The sequence below is a fragment of the Actinoallomurus acaciae genome (genome assembly GCF_042429965.1).
Taxonomy (GTDB): Bacteria; Actinomycetota; Actinomycetes; order Streptosporangiales; family Streptosporangiaceae; genus Actinoallomurus; species Actinoallomurus acaciae.
In genome coordinates, this window is the sequence record NZ_JBHLZP010000132.1 from 1 (window position 1) to 17,499 (window position 17,499).

Here is a 17,499-nt window from a genome sequence, read left to right on the forward strand (position 1 = left end):
TGCGGGGGCCAGCCTGCGTCTCGTCGCGGCGGGCGGCCCGCTGGTCTGGGCCGGAGGCGTGCTGCTGGGCGCCGTGGGGGCGTTCCGTCCGCAGGGCGTGCTCGATCGCCTGATCACCGCGGGTGCGCTGGTGACCATGGCGATCCCGGCGTTCGCCCTCGCGGTGCTGGCCCAGACGGCCGCCCAGGGCGTGAACGCCTGGGCCGGGGCACCGATCTTCGTGTGGACCGGCGAGTACACCCCGGGCGCCGCGGGGGCGGTGGCCGACCGGCTGCGTCATCTGCTCCTGCCGACCGCCGTCCTCGCTCTCGGCCAGGCCGCGATGTGCGCCCGCTACCAGCGAGGGCTCATGCTCGACGCGCTGAACGCGGGCTACGTCCGCGCCGCGATGGCCCGGGGCCTGCGCCGGCGCACCGCGTTACGCCGCCACGCCCTGCGCGTGACGGTGGCACCGATGACGGCCTTCGCGGCGTACGGCTTCGCCGCCCTGCTGACCGGCACGGCCGTCACGGAGAAGATCTTCGCCTGGCACGGGCTGGGGGAGTGGCTGATCGACTCGATCGCGGGCGACGACGTGAACGCGGTCGCCGCCTGCGGCTGCGTGGCGGCGATGACGATCGCCGTCGTCGGCCTCCTCGCCGACCTGGCCCACGCGGCCCTCGACCCTCGCGCCCGGCCATGACCGGGCGGAGGCGGGCCCGTGCTCGGGCGTGGCCCGGGAGACGGCACATCCGGTGGTTCCGCGCGGCTCGTGGCCGCCGGGTCCGGCTGGGGTTCGGTCTGCTCGGCCTGCTCCTGGTCCTCGCGTTCGCCGGGCCGTGTCTCACGTCGTGGAGGTGGGACGGCGCGGACCTCACCGCGTTCCGCCGTCCGCCGTCCACCCGCCACTGGCTGGGCACGACGCAGACCGGCCGGGACATGTACGCCGTGACACTGCGGGGGCTGCGCGCGTCGCTGGTCACCGGCCTGTTCGTGGCCGTCGGCGCGACCGGGCTGGCGACGGTGACGGGCACCGTCGCGGGATACCTCGGCGGCTGGGCCGACCGCGGGCTGATGGGCGTCGTCGAACTCCTCCTCGTCCTGCCGCCCCTCCTCGTCGCCGCGACGGTGGCCCCGGCGCTCCGCGGCACGGGCCTGCCGGTCCTCGCGCCGCTGCTCGCCGCCTTCATGTGGATGGTCACCGCGCGCGCCGTCCGGGCGATGACCCTCTCCCTTCGCGGCCAGGAGTACGTTCTCGCCGCCCGCCACCTCGGGGTTCGGCCGGTGGCGGTCATTCTCCGCCACATCGTCCCCCACCTCGCTCCGCTGCTGATCGCGGACGCGACGCTCAACGTCGGCACCGCCGTCATCGCCGAGACGAGCCTGTCCTACCTCGGCTTCGGAGCCCGGCCCCCCGACGTCTCGCTGGGCACGATCATCGCGGACGGCGCACCGTCGGCCGGCACCTTTCCCTGGTTGTTCCTGCCTCCGGTGACCGCGCTCGTCCTCCTCATCCTCGCCGCCACGCTCATCGGCGACGGCCTGCGCGATGCTCTCGAGGGTCCGTCGTGACCGCCGGGGCCGCCGCGCCGGTGCTCGAGGTGTCCGGGTTGAGCGTCGTGTTCGCGGGTGGGGTCCGCGCGGTGGGTGGTGCCGGGTTCGGCGTGACGGCGGGGGAGACGCTCGCGGTCGCCGGTGAGTCCGGCGCCGGTAAGTCCGCGACCGCCCTCGCACTCGTCGGCCTGCTGCCCGCGTCCGCGCGGGTCCAGGGGTCGGTACGGCTCCGCGGGCGCGAGCTCCTCGGTCTGCCCGAACGCGAGCTCGCCGCCGTCCGTGGTAGGGGGATCGCGATCGTCTTCCAGGACCACGCGTTCACTCCCGTGCACCGGATCGGCGCGCAGATCGCCGAGGCGGTCCGCGCCCACCGCCGCGTGTCCAGGCGGGCGGCGATCGCCCGGGCGGCCGAGTCGCTGCGCCTCGCCGGAGTCCAGGACGCCGCCGCGGTCGCCCGCGCCTACCCGCATCAGCTCTCCGGCGGCCAGCGCCGCCGGGCGATGATCGCCGTGGCGATGGCCGCCGACCCGTCCGTGATCGTCGCCGACGAGCCGACCGCCGGTCTCGACCCACCGGCGCGGGCTCAGGTCCTCGATGCTCTCCGGGCCGTTCAGCGCCGTACGGGCGCGGCCCTCATCCTCATCACCCACGACCTCGGGCTCGCCGCCGAGCGAGCCGACCGGATCACGGTGATGCACGCCGGCCGTACGGTCGAGAGCGGGCCGGCCGCGACGGCGTCGACCGACCCTTCTATGCCCCGCACCGCCGCGCTGCTTCGCTCCGTTCCCCGCCTGAGCCGCGCGGACGCCGTCCTGCCGGGCCCGCGCGCGCCGGGTGGCAGGGCGGACACACCGGTCGTCCTCGTGGTGGACGGGCTGGTCAAGGACCATCCGGCGCCCGGCGGGCTCCGTGTGGTCGACGGCGTCGGCTTCGACGTCCGGGCGGGCGAGGTGCTGGGCCTGGTGGGCGAGTCCGGGTGCGGCAAGACGACCACGCTCAAGGAGATCGCCGCCCTCAGGACCGGCGTGGTGTTCGGCCATGACGTCGCGAGCCTGTCCGCCAGGAGGCGCCGCGAGCTCCGCCGCGACCTGCAACTGGTCTTCCAGGACTCCGCCGCCGCCCTCGACCCGCGCATGACGGCCGGCGCCATCCTCGCCGAACCGCTCCGCGCGCACGGCCGCCCCCGCCCGGAGATCGCCGCCCGCGTCCCCGAGCTCCTGCGCCTCGTCGGGCTCGACCCCGCACACGCCGGTCGCCGACCGGGCGAACTGTCCGGCGGACAGCGCCAGCGCGTCGGCATCGCCCGCGCGCTCGCCCTCGAGCCACGGCTCCTGCTCCTCGACGAGCCGTTCTCGGCGCTCGACGTCTCCACCCAGGCGAGCGTCATCGCACTGCTGCACGACCTGAAGGCACGCCTCGGCCTGGCCTACCTGATCGCAGCACACGACCTGGCCGCCCTCCGCCTGCTGGCCGACCGCGTCGCCGTCATGCGCCACGGCCGGATCCTGGAGATCGGCGACGCCGAAGCGGTGTACGGCAGGCCCGCCCACCCGTACACCCGGACACTGCTCGACGCCGTCCCACCCCCGGCACGCGACGGCGGACGCCGGCTCGAACTCCAGAAACTCTGGACCCGCATCGACCTGGTCTCCCACGGGACGACGCACCAGGTGGCCTGGGAGGCACGGGATCCGCCGGGCGGCTGCCGATACCGCACCCGCTGCCCGGTGTTCTCAGCGCTCCCGGCGCACGACCGCCGCCGGTGCGTCATGCAGGAGCCCGGCCTCCGCCGTCTCGCCCCCGACCACACCGCCGCCTGCCACTTCCCCGGACAAGGAGAGCCCCGATGAGACCGACGCCGATCGCCCTGTCCTTACTGCTCATGACCGTGTGCGGTCCATGGCGTCGGCTGGAGCCATGGCCGGATGGCTCGCGGTCGCCGAGGCGGGGGCTGGTGAGTTCCGCCTCGATGGCTTTCTCCTTATTGCCCGTGATCGCGTGGCGTCGGCTGGGGCTCGGGCCAAAGCCGCGGCGGCCGTGCACGGCGATCGTCGGGTCGCCGAGACATCGCCGGATGAGATCCGCGTCGATGGCCTTGCTCCTGCCGCTCATCGCCGCGTGCATGCCGGCGCACGGGCCCGTGCGCCCGGTGGCGCGCGTCGGTGCGTACGACATCGCGCCGGCGCCGCGTGAACGTGTGCGGGTCGGGGGCACGCTGCGGCTGGCGACGACGGAGTTCCCCACGCAGTGGAACTACTGGCACCTGGGCGGCGCCGACCTGGACACGGCGCGGATCCTCGGGGCGCTGATGCCCTGGCTGTTCCGCTCCGACCAGCAGGGGAGGGTCACCGCCGACCCGTCCTATCTGGTACGGGCCGAGGTCACCCGCACGAGGCCGAGACAGGTCGTGACCTACGATCTCAACCCGAAGGCCCGCTGGTCCGACGGCACACCGCTCGGCTACCGCGACTTCCGCGCGCTCTGGCGAGCCTGTCGTGGCCACGACGGGGCGTACCAGATCACCACGTCCACCGGGTACGACCGGATTCGGCGGGTCGCCCGCGGGACGAACGACCGGCAGGTCGTGGTGACCTTCGACCGGCCGTTCGGAGAGTGGCGGAGCCTGTTCGGCCCGCTGTATCCGGCCAAGACCATCAGCGGTCCCTCCGCCTGGGACCGTGCGTGGTCGGACCGCATCCCGGTCACCGCCGGGCCGTTCCGGCCCGAGGGCATCGACCACACCGCCCAGGCCATCACGATCGTCCGTGACACTCGCTGGTGGGGTCCTCAGGCCCGGCTCGACCGGGTCGTCTTCCGATACCTCGCGCGCGATGCGATGCCCGGGGCGTTCGCGAGCGGGGAGATCGATGCGTTCGACGCGGGCGCGGACGCGGCGGCATACCTGCGTGCGCGGCGGGTCCCCGGTGCCGTCGTCCGCCGGGCGGCCGGTCCGGACTTCAGCCAGCTCACCTTCAACGGCGCCACCCCGGCACTGGCCGACGTGAGAGTACGCCGGGCCGTGGCGATGGCCGTCGACCGCCGCGCGCTCGCCCGATCGGCCCTGGCCGGCCTCGACTGGCCGGTGCTGCTCCTGAACGACCATGCGTTCGTCAACGCCCAGGAGGGATATCAGGACAACGCGGGCGACCTCTACGATCTCGCGGGTGCCGGACGCCTGCTGGACCAGGCGGGCTGGCCGATGCGCGGGCGATTACGGCTGAAGAACGGCCGCCCGCTGACGCTGCGGTACGTCTACCCGGCGAGCGCGGCGGCCGGGCGTCAGAGCGGCGAGCTGATCCAGGTCATGCTGGCCCGGGTCGGCGTACGGCTGGACCTGCGGCCGGTGCCCGACAGCGACTTCTTCGAGCGGTATCTCATCCCGGGCGCGTACGACCTCGCGCCGTTCTCCTGGATCGGCGGTCCGTTCCCGATCTCCAATCTGAGACCGATCTACGGCAGGCCCAGGGGAGACGACGTGCGGCAGAACGTCGCCCGGGTCGGCTCGGCGTCGCTCGACGCCCTTCTCGACCGTGCCACGGGAGAGCTGAACCCGGCGAAGGCCCGCCGGTACGCGAACGAGGCCGATCGCTTGATCTGGGATGAAGTGCACTCGGTGACCCTGTACCAGCGTCCGCAGATCGTCCCGGTGCGGCGGACCCTGCTGAACTGGGGTGCCTTCGGTCTCTTCACCCCGGCGTGGCCCGACGTCGGCTTCCGGCGATGACCAACGGAGACCACCCCCGGTCCGCGACGGCGGGCCGACGACGGTCTCCGCGGCGGGAGACAGAGGTCGGCCCGGGGTTCCGGCGGAGACCGGCGCGAGGTTTCAGCGATGCTCCTGGCCGAGGGGCCGATGCAACCGCCGGGGTTCCGTTCGCGCGGTGGCCGTCAGCGTACGGCCGTCGTTCTCGCAGGCCGTCCGACACGTCGGCTGGACGGTTGCGGGCCTCCTCGGCAGGGGGCCGCCGTCGGTCTCCGGAGCGGACCGCTACCAGAAACTCGGCGCGCCGTACGGGCCCTTGCCTCCGAGGGCGGCCTCCTCGGCCGTGACCTTCGTCGGAGTGTTCTGCAGGGCGTCCTCGGCGGCCTGGACGATGCTGATGAGCGCCCACCGGAGCTGTCTTCGCTGGGTGTCGAGGTTGCCCTCATAGCCCATGTTCAGCTGTGTTCGTTGAGCCAGGTCGAATGATCTGTTGAGCATTCGTTCAAGATCAATGGCGTCCTTCCTGACGCCATTTACAGCCTGGGAGAGCTTTCCATAGAACGGGTTGTCAAACAAAAGTCCCGCCATCGTCGGCGCCCTTCTGCCCACGGTGTTCAGTGCTGCGATGTTAATGGGCCGTCACCCGTGGTGAGAAGGGCCCAAGTCGAGAAATCTGGCGTGGGGTGACAGCTCGACACGAGCGCGTGACGTGCTCTTTACTCCGGCGCCCCCGGTGTTGACCGGGTGCGGCCACGAAACCATCCTGTTCACCTGCGGAAAAGCCGGACGACTCGTCGACCGCAAAGGCGGTGAGTCGAATTAGTAAACGGTCGGTGGCAGACCGTGTTCGCGTGTGTCGACGGGAAATCCGCCCCGACTGTCCTCACCGGCGGTGATGGCCGACACACCCGCGACGAGCGCCTCGCACCACGACCGGACGGTGGTGGCGTCGGTGCCGCCGAGCCCGAGCGCCTCAGCGTCGTCACGAACGAGGGCACCCGCAACTCGGATGGGCCCGAGCCGCGAGGCGGCAGGACTTGGCCTGCCGGGGCCATGCTGCACGCGGGGTGGTGTCTTCGGGGGCGATGCGAGGGGTCCGCTGGATGCCCGGTGGGACGCGCCTGGACGGGCGTTGCTCCCGTAATGCGTCGGCTGGGCGGCGCTCCGGCGGCGGCGGTGCCGCCCGAGCGCCGCCCAGCCGGGCGGACGGTTCCCGAGGGGATCCTCAGGTGCAGCGGTAGAGCCCCTGGGAGTTCTGCTGCTGCTGCGACGACGAGCCGGATGTGCCGCCGTACTCCGAGGCCTTCACGGCCTGGCAGTTCTTGGTGACCCAGGAGGTCACGTCGGAGCTGCCGCCGCCCGGGCCGCCTCCGCCCACCATCACGAAGCGCAGCTTTCCGCTCTTCACGTACTGCTGGAGCTTCGACACGGTCATCGCCGGGTCGCTACCCGTGAAGCCGCCCATGGCCATGACCGGCTCGCCGGTCTTGATGATGATCGACGATGCGCTCATGGCGCTGGAGACCGCGACGAGCCAGGTGGCGCCGCCCCGGTTCTTCTGCAGGTACGAGATGAGCTGGGTGTTCGCCTCGCCACCCGGACCACCCGGGCCACCCCCGCCGGGGAACCCGCCGCCCCCGCCAGGGAATCCACCGCCCCCGCTGGGGAACCCACCGGGGGCGTCCTGCTGGTCGCCACCGCCGCCGGGCCGGCCCGTGGTGCCACCGGGCGCTCCGCCCGGCCCACCCTGAGGCATGCCCTGCGGCAGGCCACTGGGGAACCGGCCCTCCATCGCCCGCCGCAGGTCCGCGGGAAGCCTGCCGCCACCGCCGCGCATCCCGGGCCCGCCGAACATTCCGAAGCCACCCGACGGACCCGCCAGGGGATTGGTGCCGTTGGAACTCGAAGCGGCGGCGGAGACCGCGTACGCCGCGGGCCCGGCCAGACTCGCGACCATGCCGGCGATCGCGGCGACCACGGCGATCCCGCCAATCCGACCCGGCTTCGCCCAGAGACGCGTCTTAACAGAGCCATTGGCACCCGGAACCGCCGAGGAAGTCGCCTGCTCCCCAAGCCCGGTGGGCGAGGACGCGGTGGGTGAGGGCGTGATGGCTTCCGCCGATGAGGCTCCGGCGGCGGCCGACGCCGCTCGGCCGTCCGCCGACCGTGCGACGGTCGTGCCCATGTCCGACCACGTGGCGGCCGTATCTGTGCCCGACCACGTGGCGGCCGTATCTGTGCCCGACCACGTGGCGGCCGTATCTGTGCCCGACCGTGCGGTGGTCGCGTCCATGTCCGACCGCGCGGCGGTGGTGTCCGTGCCCGACCGTGCGGCGGTGGTGTCCATGTCCGACCGCGTGGTGCTCGTGTCCAGGCTCGACCGTGCGGCGGTGGTGTCCGTGCTCGACTGCGTGGTGGTCGGGTCCATGTCCGATCGTGCGGTGGTGGTGTCCGTGCTCGATCGTTCGGCCGTCGTGTCCGGTTGTGCGGTGGGCGTGTCCGTGCCCGGCCGGGTGACCGTCGGAGAGTGGCGGGGGGTGCGTCGGCCGAGGCCGAAGGCGCCGTCGACGAGGGTCACCACCAGGCCCGCGACCGCGAGTACGGTCAGCGCGAGGACCGTCCATGACAGCCAGGAGTTCCAGCTCGGCGTCCGCCGGAGCAGGGCGAACGACCAGCCGCCCGTCACGGCTACGCCCAGCGGCAGCAGCCAGCTCCACGCGACCGCGCTCCACCGGCTGTGCCCATCGAGGAGAGCGGCGTTCGGCAGGCCGCCCGTTCCGGCGAGAGCGGGATCTCCACCGTGGGCACGGGCTCGGCCGTCCACGGCCCGTCGGTCCACGGATCGCCCGTCTGCGGTCCGTCCGTCTACGGTCCAGTCGTCCTCGGCCTGCCCGTCCTCGGTCCAGCCGTCGTCGGTCCGCCCGGCCTCGGCTCGTCCGCCTGCGGTCCGTCCGCCTGCGGTCCGTCCGTCTGCGGTCTGTCGGTCTACGGCCCGCCCGTCCTCGGTCCGCCCGTCCTCGGTCCCTCCGTCCACGGTCTGACCGTGCGCGGTCTGACCGTGCGCGGTCCCCATGTCCTCGGCTCGGGAGTCCTCGCCGCGTCCAGCGTTCATCGGTGAGTTCGTGTAGGTGAGCGGCGCGCCGGTGGCATTCCGGCGAAGGCGGGCTTTCGCGGCCCTTGACGGGGCGCCCGCGACGTCGCGGAGGCGTGAAGACCGGTATGCGCGCAGTGACAGTACTCCGCCGATGCCGGTCAGTGCCCCCACGGCCGGTGAGAGGGCGGTCGTGTAGTACGGGTGCATCGTTCCGTCGGAGAAGCTGAAGATGATGAAGTGGATCACCAGCCAGCCGCCCCACAGTACGACTGCCGCCCGCGCGAGGTCCGTACGGGGCCGCTTCCAGAAGGTGATCACGCCCACGACCAGCGTCAGGGCCGCGAACGGCAGTAGCCACGAGATCTGGCCGCCCACCGTGTCGTTGAACAGCCGGCCCAGTCCGGACGCGCCCGCGAAGCTCGCGCCCCCGCCGAAACCGCCTCGGCCGCCGCCCGGACCGCCGCCCTCGTTGCCCGTTACCCGGCCGAGGCCGTTGTAGCCGATCACCAGGTCCCAGACCGTGCCGTCCGTGCTGCCGCCGATGAACGGCCGGGAGGAGGCCGGGATCAGGTCTACCACGACCATCCACCAGAAGCTGGAGACCGCGAGGACCACCCCGGACGCCAGGAGGTGCCACACGCGGCGCAGCGGGCCGCCCGGGGCGAACAGCAGGTAGACGAGGGCCAGCGCCGGCAACAGCAGGTACGCCTGGAGCATCTTCGTGTTGAAGCCGCAGCCCAGGAAGAACGCCGAGGCGAGCAGCCACCGCAGCCGGCCCGACTCGACGGCGCGCTGGCACGCCCACGCCGAGAGCACCAGCAAGAGCACGAGCAGCGTGTCGGGGTTGTTGTCCCGGTTGATCGCGACCGTGATCGGGGTCAGCGCCATCACCAGCGCGGCCACGAGGCCGGCGGCCGGGCCGAAGACGCGTCGCACCGTCACGTACAGCACGAAGACCGCGGCGACGCCCATGACGACCTCGGGCAGCAGCAGGCTCCAGCTTCCGTATCCGATGACCCGCGCGGTCAGCTCCTGGACCCACAGCGCCATCGGCGGCTTGTCCACGGTGATGAAGGACGCGGAGTCCAGCGAGCCGAAGAAGAACGCCTTCCAGCTCTCCGTGCCGCTGCGCACCGCGGCGGAGTAGTAGTCGTTGGCGTAGCCCGACAGGCCCCAGCCGTACAGGAGCGCCGCGAGGAGCAGCACGCCGCCGAGCGCCCCTCTGGCCCACCACGGGTCACCGGAGCGCCGCGCGGGGGCGGGCCCGGCGTCCACCGCGGGGGTGGGACGGCGTAGCGAAAGGACACTCATCGGTTCTCCTCCTCCAGGTCCGGTGTCCGCCGCGGGTGGAACACCCACGCGCGCAGCAGCGCGAAGCGGATCGCCGCGGCGAACAGGTTCAGCGCCAGCAGCGCGGCCAGTTCCACGAACCGCGACGCGTGCGGCCACGCGGTGTGCAGCGCGAACAGCCCGGCCGTGCTCACGCCGAGCCCCACCAGGAACGCGACCCCGCCTTCGAGCTGGTGCCGGACGATCCGCCGGGTGCCGACCACCCCGAAGGTGAACCGCCGGTTCGCGGCGGTGTTGGCGATGGCGGCGAGGAAATAGGAGACCACATTCGCCAGGACCACCGGCATGAAAAGGCGCAGCAGCCCGTACAGGACGAGCTGGGCGACCGTGCTGACCAGCCCGATGACCGCGAAGCTCGGCACCTGCGCCCGCATCCCGGCGGGCAGCCGGCGCGACGGCACCGGCACCCGCAGCGCCCCGGCGAGCCATCGGCGGCCCATGCGCAGCATCCCCCGCAGGTCGTCCAGGGCGGTGTGGACGACGTCGACGCGGCTGTCCGGGTCATCGACCCAGTCGACCGGCACCTCGTGGATCCGCAGCCCGTTCCGCTCGGCGAGCAGCAGCAGTTCGGTGTCGAAGAACCATTCTTCGTCCTCCACCGCCGGGAGCAGCGCCCGTACGATCTCGGCCCGGCCCGCCTTGAACCCGCACTGCGCGTCCGAGAACCGGGCCGCGAGCGTCGTGCGGAGCATCAGGTTGTAGATCCGGGAGATCACCTCGCGGCGCGGGCCGCGGACGACCGCCGAGCCGCGTGACAGGCGGCTGCCGATGGCCAGGTCGCTGTGGCCGGACACGAGGGGCGCGATCAGCGGCAGGAACGCGTCGAGGTCCGTGGACAGGTCCACGTCCATGTACGCGACGACGTCCGCCACGCTCGTGCCCCACACGTGCCGCAGCGCCCGGCCGCGTCCCTTCTGGGGCAGCCGTACGGCCTCGACCTCGGAGAACTGCAACGCCAGCCGTGAGGCGACATCCCACGTCCGGTCCGTGCTCGCGTTGTCGACGATCGTGATGACGAACCGGTACGGGAACGTCTCGAGCAGATAGGTGTGGAGGCGTCGCACGCTGGCGGCCAGGATGTGTTCTTCGTTGTAGACCGGGATCGCGATCTCGATGAGAGGCCCGCGAGGCTCGGAGATCATGCCGAGCCGCGCCTGCGGCTCGGCCGACAGGGAAATCTCGCTCATGGCCACCAAGGTCGCGGGCGACCGTGGGAGCCGAGTGAGCCGTTTCTTAACCGCCGATGAGAAAGCGGGTCAAGAAGCCGGAACCGGGGTTCCGGGCAGCTTCATCCAGGCCTCCGTGCCGCCGCCGGGCGCCGGATCCAGCCGGATCTCCCCGCCCGCCTCGCGGACGGCACGGGCCGCGATGGCCAGCCCCAGGCCCGATCCCGGCAGCCCCCGGGCGGACGGCGAACGCCAGAACCGGTCGAAGACGTACGGCCGGTCCTCCTCCGGAATGCCCGGCCCCTGGTCCCGTACGGTCAGCTCGCCGTCGCGGAGGCGGACCGACACGGTGCCGCCCGGCGGGCTGAACTTGATCGCGTTGTCCAGGAGGTTCACCAGAGTGCGTTCCAGGGCCGCGGCGTCGCCGCGCACGTACCACGGTGAGATCCGGGCCTCGATCCGCAGCGTCGGTCCTCGGGGGCGTACGCGGCGCACGGCGTTCTCGGCCACCTCGTGCAGCGGTACCGGGCCCACGTCGGCGACGTCCTCGTCGCGCGCCAGGTCGAGCAGGTCCCCGACCAGGCTCGACAGCTCCACGAGCTGTGCCTTCACGTTGACCAGCAGCCGTCTCTTGCCCTCGCCGGGCAGCGGACGGCCCGTCTCCTCGCTGCGGAGCATCAGATCGACGTTCGTGCGCAGGCTGGTCAGGGGCGTGCGCAGCTCGTGGCCGGCGTCCACGATCAGCCGCTGCTGCCGCTCGCGGGACCCGGCGAGCGCGCGGGTCATGCTGTTGAACGACCGGCTCAACCGGGCGATCTCGTCGCGTCCGTCCACCGGGATCGTGGTGTCCAGGTCCTCGGTACGGGCGATGTGCTCGACCACGTCGGTCAGCCGGTCCACGGGCGCCAGCCCGGCGCGGGCGATGAGCAGGCCCGCGACCGCCGCCCCGACCACGCCGACGGCCGACACCGCGACGAGCAGCAGGGCCAGGCTGTTCAGCGACTCGTTGACCTGGGAGAGCGGCTTGGCCACCGACACCGCGAAGCCGCCGGGGTCGCGGTGCGTGAACACCCGCATCGGCGTGCCGTCCGCGGTCTGGCCGTCGCGGAAGGAGTCCTGCCGCTGGCCGCGGGCGATCGCGACGTCGCCGGGCACGACCTTCAGGGGAGAGGTCCCGGGCGAACTGCAGTAGCTGCCGTCCGGCGAGACGACCTGGAGCGTCGGCTGGTATCCGCGGAAGGGGTCGTCCTTCCGCGGCTGCATGTCGCAGATGGAGCGCGCCGATCCGGGCCGTGTGTCCGCGCCGGGCGGGCCGCCGACGCGTGGTCCCGTCAGCGACTGGTCGAGCTGGTCGATCAGCCGTCCGCGTACGACGAACCAGCAGCCGACCGCGCAGGCCGCCACGGCCACGGCCACGGCGAGGCTGGTCAGCACGGCGAGCCGGGTGCGCAAGGACAGATGCCGTCTCACGATCTCCCCCTAACCCGGGCTCGTCACGGGGAGCGCAGGACGTAGCCGACACCGCGGACGGTGTTGATCAGACGCGGTTCGCCCATCTTGCGACGCAGGTACATGACGTACACGTCGAGGGAGTTGGACGACGGCTCGAAGTCGAAGCCCCACACCGCCTTGAGGATCTGCTCGCGGGTCAGCACCTGGCGCGGGTGGGTGAGGAATAGCTCCAGCAGGGAGTACTCCGTGCGGGTCAGCTCCAGCGCACGGCCGTCGCGGTTGACCTCCCGGGTCACGGTGTTCATCCGCAGGCCGCCGTACTCCAGGATCTCGCCGCCGCGGGCCGTCACGACGCTGCGGCGCAGCAGCGCGCGCACCCGCGCGAGCAGCTCGTCCAGGTCGAACGGCTTGACGAGATAGTCGTCCGCGCCGGCGTCCAGCCCGGTCACCCGGTCACCGACCGTGTCACGGGCGGTCAGCATGAGCACCGGCAGCGTCTCCCCGCGGGCGCGCAGGCGGCGGCACGCGGTGAGGCCGTCCATGCGAGGCATCAGGATGTCCAGGATGGCCAGGTCGGGCCGGACCCGGTCGAGCTCGTCGAGCGCCGACACGCCGTCGGCGGCCGTGACGACCTCATAGTCCTCGAAGGCGAGGCTGCTCGCGAGAGACTCGCGGACCGCGGGTTCGTCGTCTACGACCAGGATGCGCACGTCAACGACGGTATATCCCGCCAAGACCGCTCTGACCAGGGCAAGGGCTTTCTCATTCAAATCTCACCCGGTCAGGGGAGGGGCACCTCGACCGCTCGCCGGCCCGGCGCGAAGCGCGGGTTCCACACGTACAGCCTCATGTCGTCCGGGGAGACGGAGGTGTCGACCGGCATGTCGGTGGCGACCCGCACGAGGTAGCTCGCCCCCGCCGGGATGTACTGGTCTCCGTCCTGCGAGCTCGGCGGAGCGAAGCCGAGCGTGTTGACCACGTCGGTGTGGTCGGGCAGCGTGCACATGTCCGACGGCGCGCCCGGCTGCGGCATGCAGCGGTTCTCGGCCAGCACGCTCGCCGGCACCCGGGACCGCCTGACGAACAGGTCGGCGGGGAAGTCCAGCAGCGCGGCGTCGTTGCCCGTGTTCGTGATCACGTAGTCGATGTAACCGAGCGTGGTGCCGTGCGCGGGCCGCGCCGTCGTGCTGGCGAGCGGCCGGTCGGCCGTCCCGGCCTTGACCGCGGCGAGAGAGTACGAATAGCCGTCCGGCGTGCTGACGTCGAGCTGGGAACCCGTCTTGAGCCGCGACAGGCCGCCGGAGCCGCGCTGTGTCTCCGTCCGGGCGGCCACCGTTCGCGGCGCCGTCGCGGCGTGGTCGCCGTGTGTGCGCACGACGACGATGAGGCCGGCCACCGCGGCCACACCGAGGACGCCGGTGACGACGCCCGCGATGTCGAGGCGGGCGGCGCGCCGGGTCCGTCTCTTCCTGTGGGCGCTTCTGTGCGACTGACTCCGTGCCATGGCTTCCAGGTCCCGGGTCGGCGGCCGGCGGCTCTTCGTGACATCGTCACGAAGAGCCGCCGAATAAGACCCCAAAACATAGCAAATCGCCCAGCGGAGACGCCGCGACTGTGCGGATGACTCCTGGTCAGGGCACCATCCATGACAGGACCGCGACGGACTGCAAGAGCGCGAGCACGCAGATCCCGGCGAGGAAGACCAGGCTCCACAGGATCACGCGGCGGAAGATGTCGCCCTCCTTGCCGTCCATGCCGACGGCCGCCGCGGCGATCGCGAGGTTCTGCGGCGACACCATCTTCCCGAGCACGCCGCCGGAGCTGTTGGAGGCGGCCATCAGCAGCGGGGACAGGTTCGCCTTGTCCGCGGCGGCCACCTGCAGGGCGCCGAACAGCGAGTTGGAGGAGGTGTCCGACCCGGTGACCGCGGTGCCGAGCCAGCCGAGGACCGGGGAGAGGAAGGCGAAGAAGCCGCCGGCGCCCGCCATCCAGGTGCCGAGTGTGATCGTCTGGCCGGAGGCGTTCATCACGTACGCGAGGCCGAGCACCGCCATGACGGTGACGATCGCCCAGCGCAGCTGCACGAGCGTGGCCCAGTACGCGCGCAGCGCCCGCCCGACGTTGACCTTCAGCGCGAGCGCGCTCAGCACCCCGGAGATCAGCAGCAGGCTCCCCGCCGCGTTCAGCCAGTTGATCTTGAACTGCGGCAGCGCGGACGCCGTGCCGGAGGCGCTGGTGATGTGCAGGCCCGGCCAGTTCACCGTCCTGGTCGGCTCGTCGAGCCAGCCCTTGATCGGGTTGATCTGCGCGAGCACGAAGACCACGATGATGATCGCGTACGGCGCCCAGGCCCGTACGACCTCGGCCCACGAGTCCGGACGCGCGACCCGGCCGGCGAACTCCGGCGTCGGCTCGTCGGCGGCCCCTCCCGCGATGACCGTGCTGGCCTCGGCGCCGCCGAGCGTCTCACCCGGCTGCCAGACGCGCAGCAGCGCGACGAGGACGACCACCGAGAACAGCGACGCGACGATGTCGGTGAGCGGCACCGACAGGTGGTTCGAGGTGATCCACTGGGCGAGCCCGAACGCCGCGCCCGCGGTCAGCGCCGCGATCCACGTCTGCGAGAGACCGCGGCGGCCGTCGACGATGAACACCAGCACGAGCGGCACGAACACCGCCAGGATCGGCGTCTGGTGGCCGACCATGGCGCCGAGGGTGTCGCTCGACATGTGCGTCACGCCGCCGAGCGTGATGATCGGGATGGCCATCGCACCGAACGCGACCGGCGCCGTGTTGGCGACCAGCGCGACCACCGCGGCCTTGATCGGCTTGAAGCCCATCGCGATGAGCATGACCGAGGTGATCGCCACCGGCGTGCCGAACCCGGCCAGGGCCTCCAGCAGCGCGCCGAAGGAGAACGCGATGATGATCGCCTGAATGCGTTGATCGTCGCTGACCTGGGCGAACGTCCGCCGGAGCACGTCGAAGTGCCCGGTCTCGACGGTCATGGTGTAGATCCAGATCGCGTTGATGACGATCCACAGGATCGGGAAGAACCCGAACACCGCGCCCTCGCTGCCGGCCAGCAGCGCCTGGCCGACGGGCATGCTGTACGCCCAGACCGCGATGACCACCGACACCGCCAGGGCGATGATCGAGGCCAGCCACGCGCGCATCCGCAGAATGCCGAGGAGTACGAACAGGGTGATCAGGGGGAGCGCCGCGATCAGCGAACTCCACGCCAGGGAATGGGCGACGGGGTCGAGCACTTGGCGGTACAACGGGGGTCACCTCCGAGGGAACAACTGCTCCTTGCCGATCCCCCGAATGGACGCGTCGAGCACTTCCGCGGTGTGGGCCACCGCGATCTCCTCGCCCCGGCGGCGAAGCGCCGTGGCGATCTGTAGCGAGCAGCCCGGGTTGGCGGCCACGAGCAGGTCGGCTCCTGTCGCCGACACGTTCGCGGCCTTGCGGTCGCCGAGCTCGCCGGCGGCCTCGGGCTGCAGCAGGTTGTAGACGCCCGCCGAACCACAGCAGATCTCGGGGTCGGCGATTTCGCGGATCTCCAGGCCGGGGACGCCCGCGAGCAGCGCGCGGGGCTGGACACGGATGCCCTGGGCGTGGGCGAGGTGGCAGGCGTCGTGGTAGGCGATCGTCACCTCCAGCGGATGACGGACGGCGCGCGGCCCCAGCTCGACGAGGTACTCGGTGAGGTCGCGCGTCTTGGCCGAGAACTCCCGCGCCCGCTCCGCCCACTCGGGCTCGTCGGCCAGCACGTCGCCGTAGTCCTTCATCGCCGAGCCGCACCCGGCCGCGTTGACGACCACGACGTCGGCGTCGGCGAAGGTCTCGATGGTCCTCTTGGCGAACGCCTTGGCCTCCGCCGCCCGCCCGGAGTGCAGCGACAGCGCCCCGCAGCAGCCCTGGCTCTTGGGGATGACGACGTCGCAGCCCTCCGACGCCAGGACGCGCGCGGTCGCGGCGTTGACCCCGGGGAAGAACTCCCGCTGCACGCAGCCGGTCAGCATGCCGACGACGGCGCGGCGCTCCCCGCGCGCGGGGACGCGCTCGGGGAGGCGCACGTGGTCGGCGCGCGGCGGCGCCAGCCGCTCCATGGCCGCCAGCGTCGGCGAGATCCGGTTCAGCAGCGGCGCCATGTTGATCTTGGTCGCCTGATAGGCGCGGAGCGGCCCGCGCAGGAGCCGCAGCCGCTTCGGGTACGGGAAGAAGGCGAAGATCGCCTCGCGGAGCAGGCGGTCGGTGCGGCCGCGCGGCCGTTCGTCCTCGACCTGGGCCCGGGTGACCTCGATGAGCCGGTCGTATTTGACGCCCGACGGGCAGGCGGTCACGCAGGCCATGCAGCCGAGACAGCGGTCGAAGTGCTCGATCATCGGGCCGCTGAGCGGCTCGCCCTGCTCGTGCTGGCTCATCAGGTGGATCCGCCCGCGCGGGGAGTCCATCTCCTCGCCCCACAACTGGTACGTCGGGCACGTGGGCAGGCAGAACCCGCAGTGCACGCAGTCGTCGAGCAGCTCGCGGAAGTCCTCCACTAGATCCCCCCTGCGAAGCGTCCGGGCGACAGGCGGTGCTCCGGATCGAACTGGTCCTTGACGCGCCGCATCAGCGACAGGGCGTTCACCGGTCCCCACCGGTCGAGTGACGTGCCGTCCGGCGCGGACAGCACGACGGCACTGCCGTGTCGCCGCAGGCGATCCAGGGTCTGCTCCGCGTCGCCGGAGGGCAGCCCGACGTGCCAGACGCCGCGCCCGGCGGAACCGCGGACGTGCGCGGGCGCCTCCTGGAAGATCGCGGTGAGCTTCGAGGGCGCGGCGCGCACCTCGGCGAGGACCTCTCCGTCCGGCAGCCGCCCCCACCAGCCGGGCGGCGCGTCCGCGATCCGGCCGCCGATGAGGTCGCGCGCCGCCTCGGCGCGCGCCGGAACGCCGCCGGCGAACCCCTCCAGCAGCACGGTCACGGTGATCGGGTCCGGCCCGTCCACCTCGATCGCCGAGGGCACGAGCGACGAGTGCAGCAGCGCCCGCGTCAGCTCCAGCGCCCGGCCCGCGTCCGCGACGGTCGCCGAGACGTAGGCGCTGGCCTGCGGGAGCGGGTGCAGCCGGAACGCCGCCTCGACGATCAGCCCGAGGGTGCCGCGCGAGCCGGTGAACAGCTTGCCGAGGTCGTAGCCGGCGACGTTCTTG

At 72.2% G+C, this 17,499-nt stretch carries 13 protein-coding genes; 4 read left to right on the top strand and 9 right to left on the bottom strand.

What is annotated here, in order from left to right; all coding sequences use genetic code 11:
• The 4 genes from ACFFNX_RS19150 to ACFFNX_RS19165 all read left to right on the top strand — a co-directional run.
• On the top strand, positions 1–682 hold a 682-nt coding region (locus tag ACFFNX_RS19150), incomplete at its 5' end, for an ABC transporter permease (RefSeq protein ID WP_378203645.1).
• Positions 679–1,551 carry an ABC transporter permease gene (locus tag ACFFNX_RS19155; RefSeq protein WP_378203648.1) on the top strand — a complete coding sequence of 291 codons (873 nt, stop codon included), beginning with the start codon at positions 679–681 and terminating at the stop codon, positions 1,549–1,551. The genes ACFFNX_RS19150 and ACFFNX_RS19155, both read left to right, overlap by 4 nt.
• On the top strand, positions 1,548–3,383 hold the full coding sequence (locus ACFFNX_RS19160; RefSeq protein ID WP_378203651.1) for an oligopeptide/dipeptide ABC transporter ATP-binding protein: 1,836 nt from the start codon (positions 1,548–1,550) through the stop codon (positions 3,381–3,383). The genes ACFFNX_RS19155 and ACFFNX_RS19160 overlap by 4 nt, the downstream gene beginning before the upstream one ends.
• 239 nt (positions 3,384–3,622) lie before the next feature.
• On the top strand, positions 3,623–5,257 hold the full coding sequence (locus ACFFNX_RS19165; protein WP_378203654.1) for an ABC transporter family substrate-binding protein: 1,635 nt from the start codon (positions 3,623–3,625) through the stop codon (positions 5,255–5,257).
• A 264-nt stretch (positions 5,258–5,521) separates the two neighbouring features.
• Here the strand turns inward: ACFFNX_RS19165 and ACFFNX_RS19170 are convergent, their stop codons facing one another.
• From ACFFNX_RS19170 to ACFFNX_RS19210, 9 genes are all read right to left on the bottom strand, one after another.
• Positions 5,522–5,734 (bottom strand): hypothetical protein, encoded by a 213-nt coding sequence (locus tag ACFFNX_RS19170; protein WP_378203657.1) that lies wholly within the window; start codon positions 5,732–5,734, stop codon positions 5,522–5,524.
• Positions 5,735–6,461: 727 nt separating this feature from the next.
• Entirely contained in the window at positions 6,462–9,641 is a 3,180-nt protein-coding gene (locus ACFFNX_RS19175) for a glycosyltransferase family 39 protein (protein WP_378203660.1), read from the bottom strand.
• On the bottom strand, positions 9,638–10,867 hold the full coding sequence (locus ACFFNX_RS19180; protein WP_378203663.1) for a bifunctional glycosyltransferase family 2/GtrA family protein: 1,230 nt from the start codon (positions 10,865–10,867) through the stop codon (positions 9,638–9,640). The genes ACFFNX_RS19175 and ACFFNX_RS19180 overlap by 4 nt, the downstream gene beginning before the upstream one ends.
• A gap of 69 nt (positions 10,868–10,936) precedes the next feature.
• Positions 10,937–12,316: a HAMP domain-containing sensor histidine kinase gene (locus ACFFNX_RS19185; RefSeq protein WP_378203666.1), complete on the bottom strand. Its 1,380-nt coding sequence runs from the start codon at positions 12,314–12,316 to the stop codon at positions 10,937–10,939.
• A 23-nt stretch (positions 12,317–12,339) separates the two neighbouring features.
• Positions 12,340–13,002, bottom strand: coding sequence for a response regulator transcription factor (locus tag ACFFNX_RS19190; protein ID WP_446678519.1), 663 nt, complete (start codon positions 13,000–13,002; stop codon positions 12,340–12,342).
• Between the two features lie 77 nt (positions 13,003–13,079).
• Entirely contained in the window at positions 13,080–13,802 is a 723-nt protein-coding gene (locus ACFFNX_RS19195; protein ID WP_378203672.1) for a hypothetical protein, read from the bottom strand.
• Between the two features lie 127 nt (positions 13,803–13,929).
• Positions 13,930–15,579 carry an L-lactate permease gene (locus tag ACFFNX_RS19200; protein ID WP_378203675.1) on the bottom strand — a complete coding sequence of 550 codons (1,650 nt, stop codon included), beginning with the start codon at positions 15,577–15,579 and terminating at the stop codon, positions 13,930–13,932.
• 6 nt (positions 15,580–15,585) lie between these two features.
• Positions 15,586–16,848: a (Fe-S)-binding protein gene (locus tag ACFFNX_RS19205; protein ID WP_378203678.1), complete on the bottom strand. Its 1,263-nt coding sequence runs from the start codon at positions 16,846–16,848 to the stop codon at positions 15,586–15,588.
• A partial coding sequence (locus ACFFNX_RS19210) for an FAD-binding oxidoreductase (RefSeq protein WP_378203680.1) occupies positions 16,848–17,499 on the bottom strand: 652 nt, incomplete at its 5' end. The genes ACFFNX_RS19205 and ACFFNX_RS19210, both read right to left, overlap by 1 nt.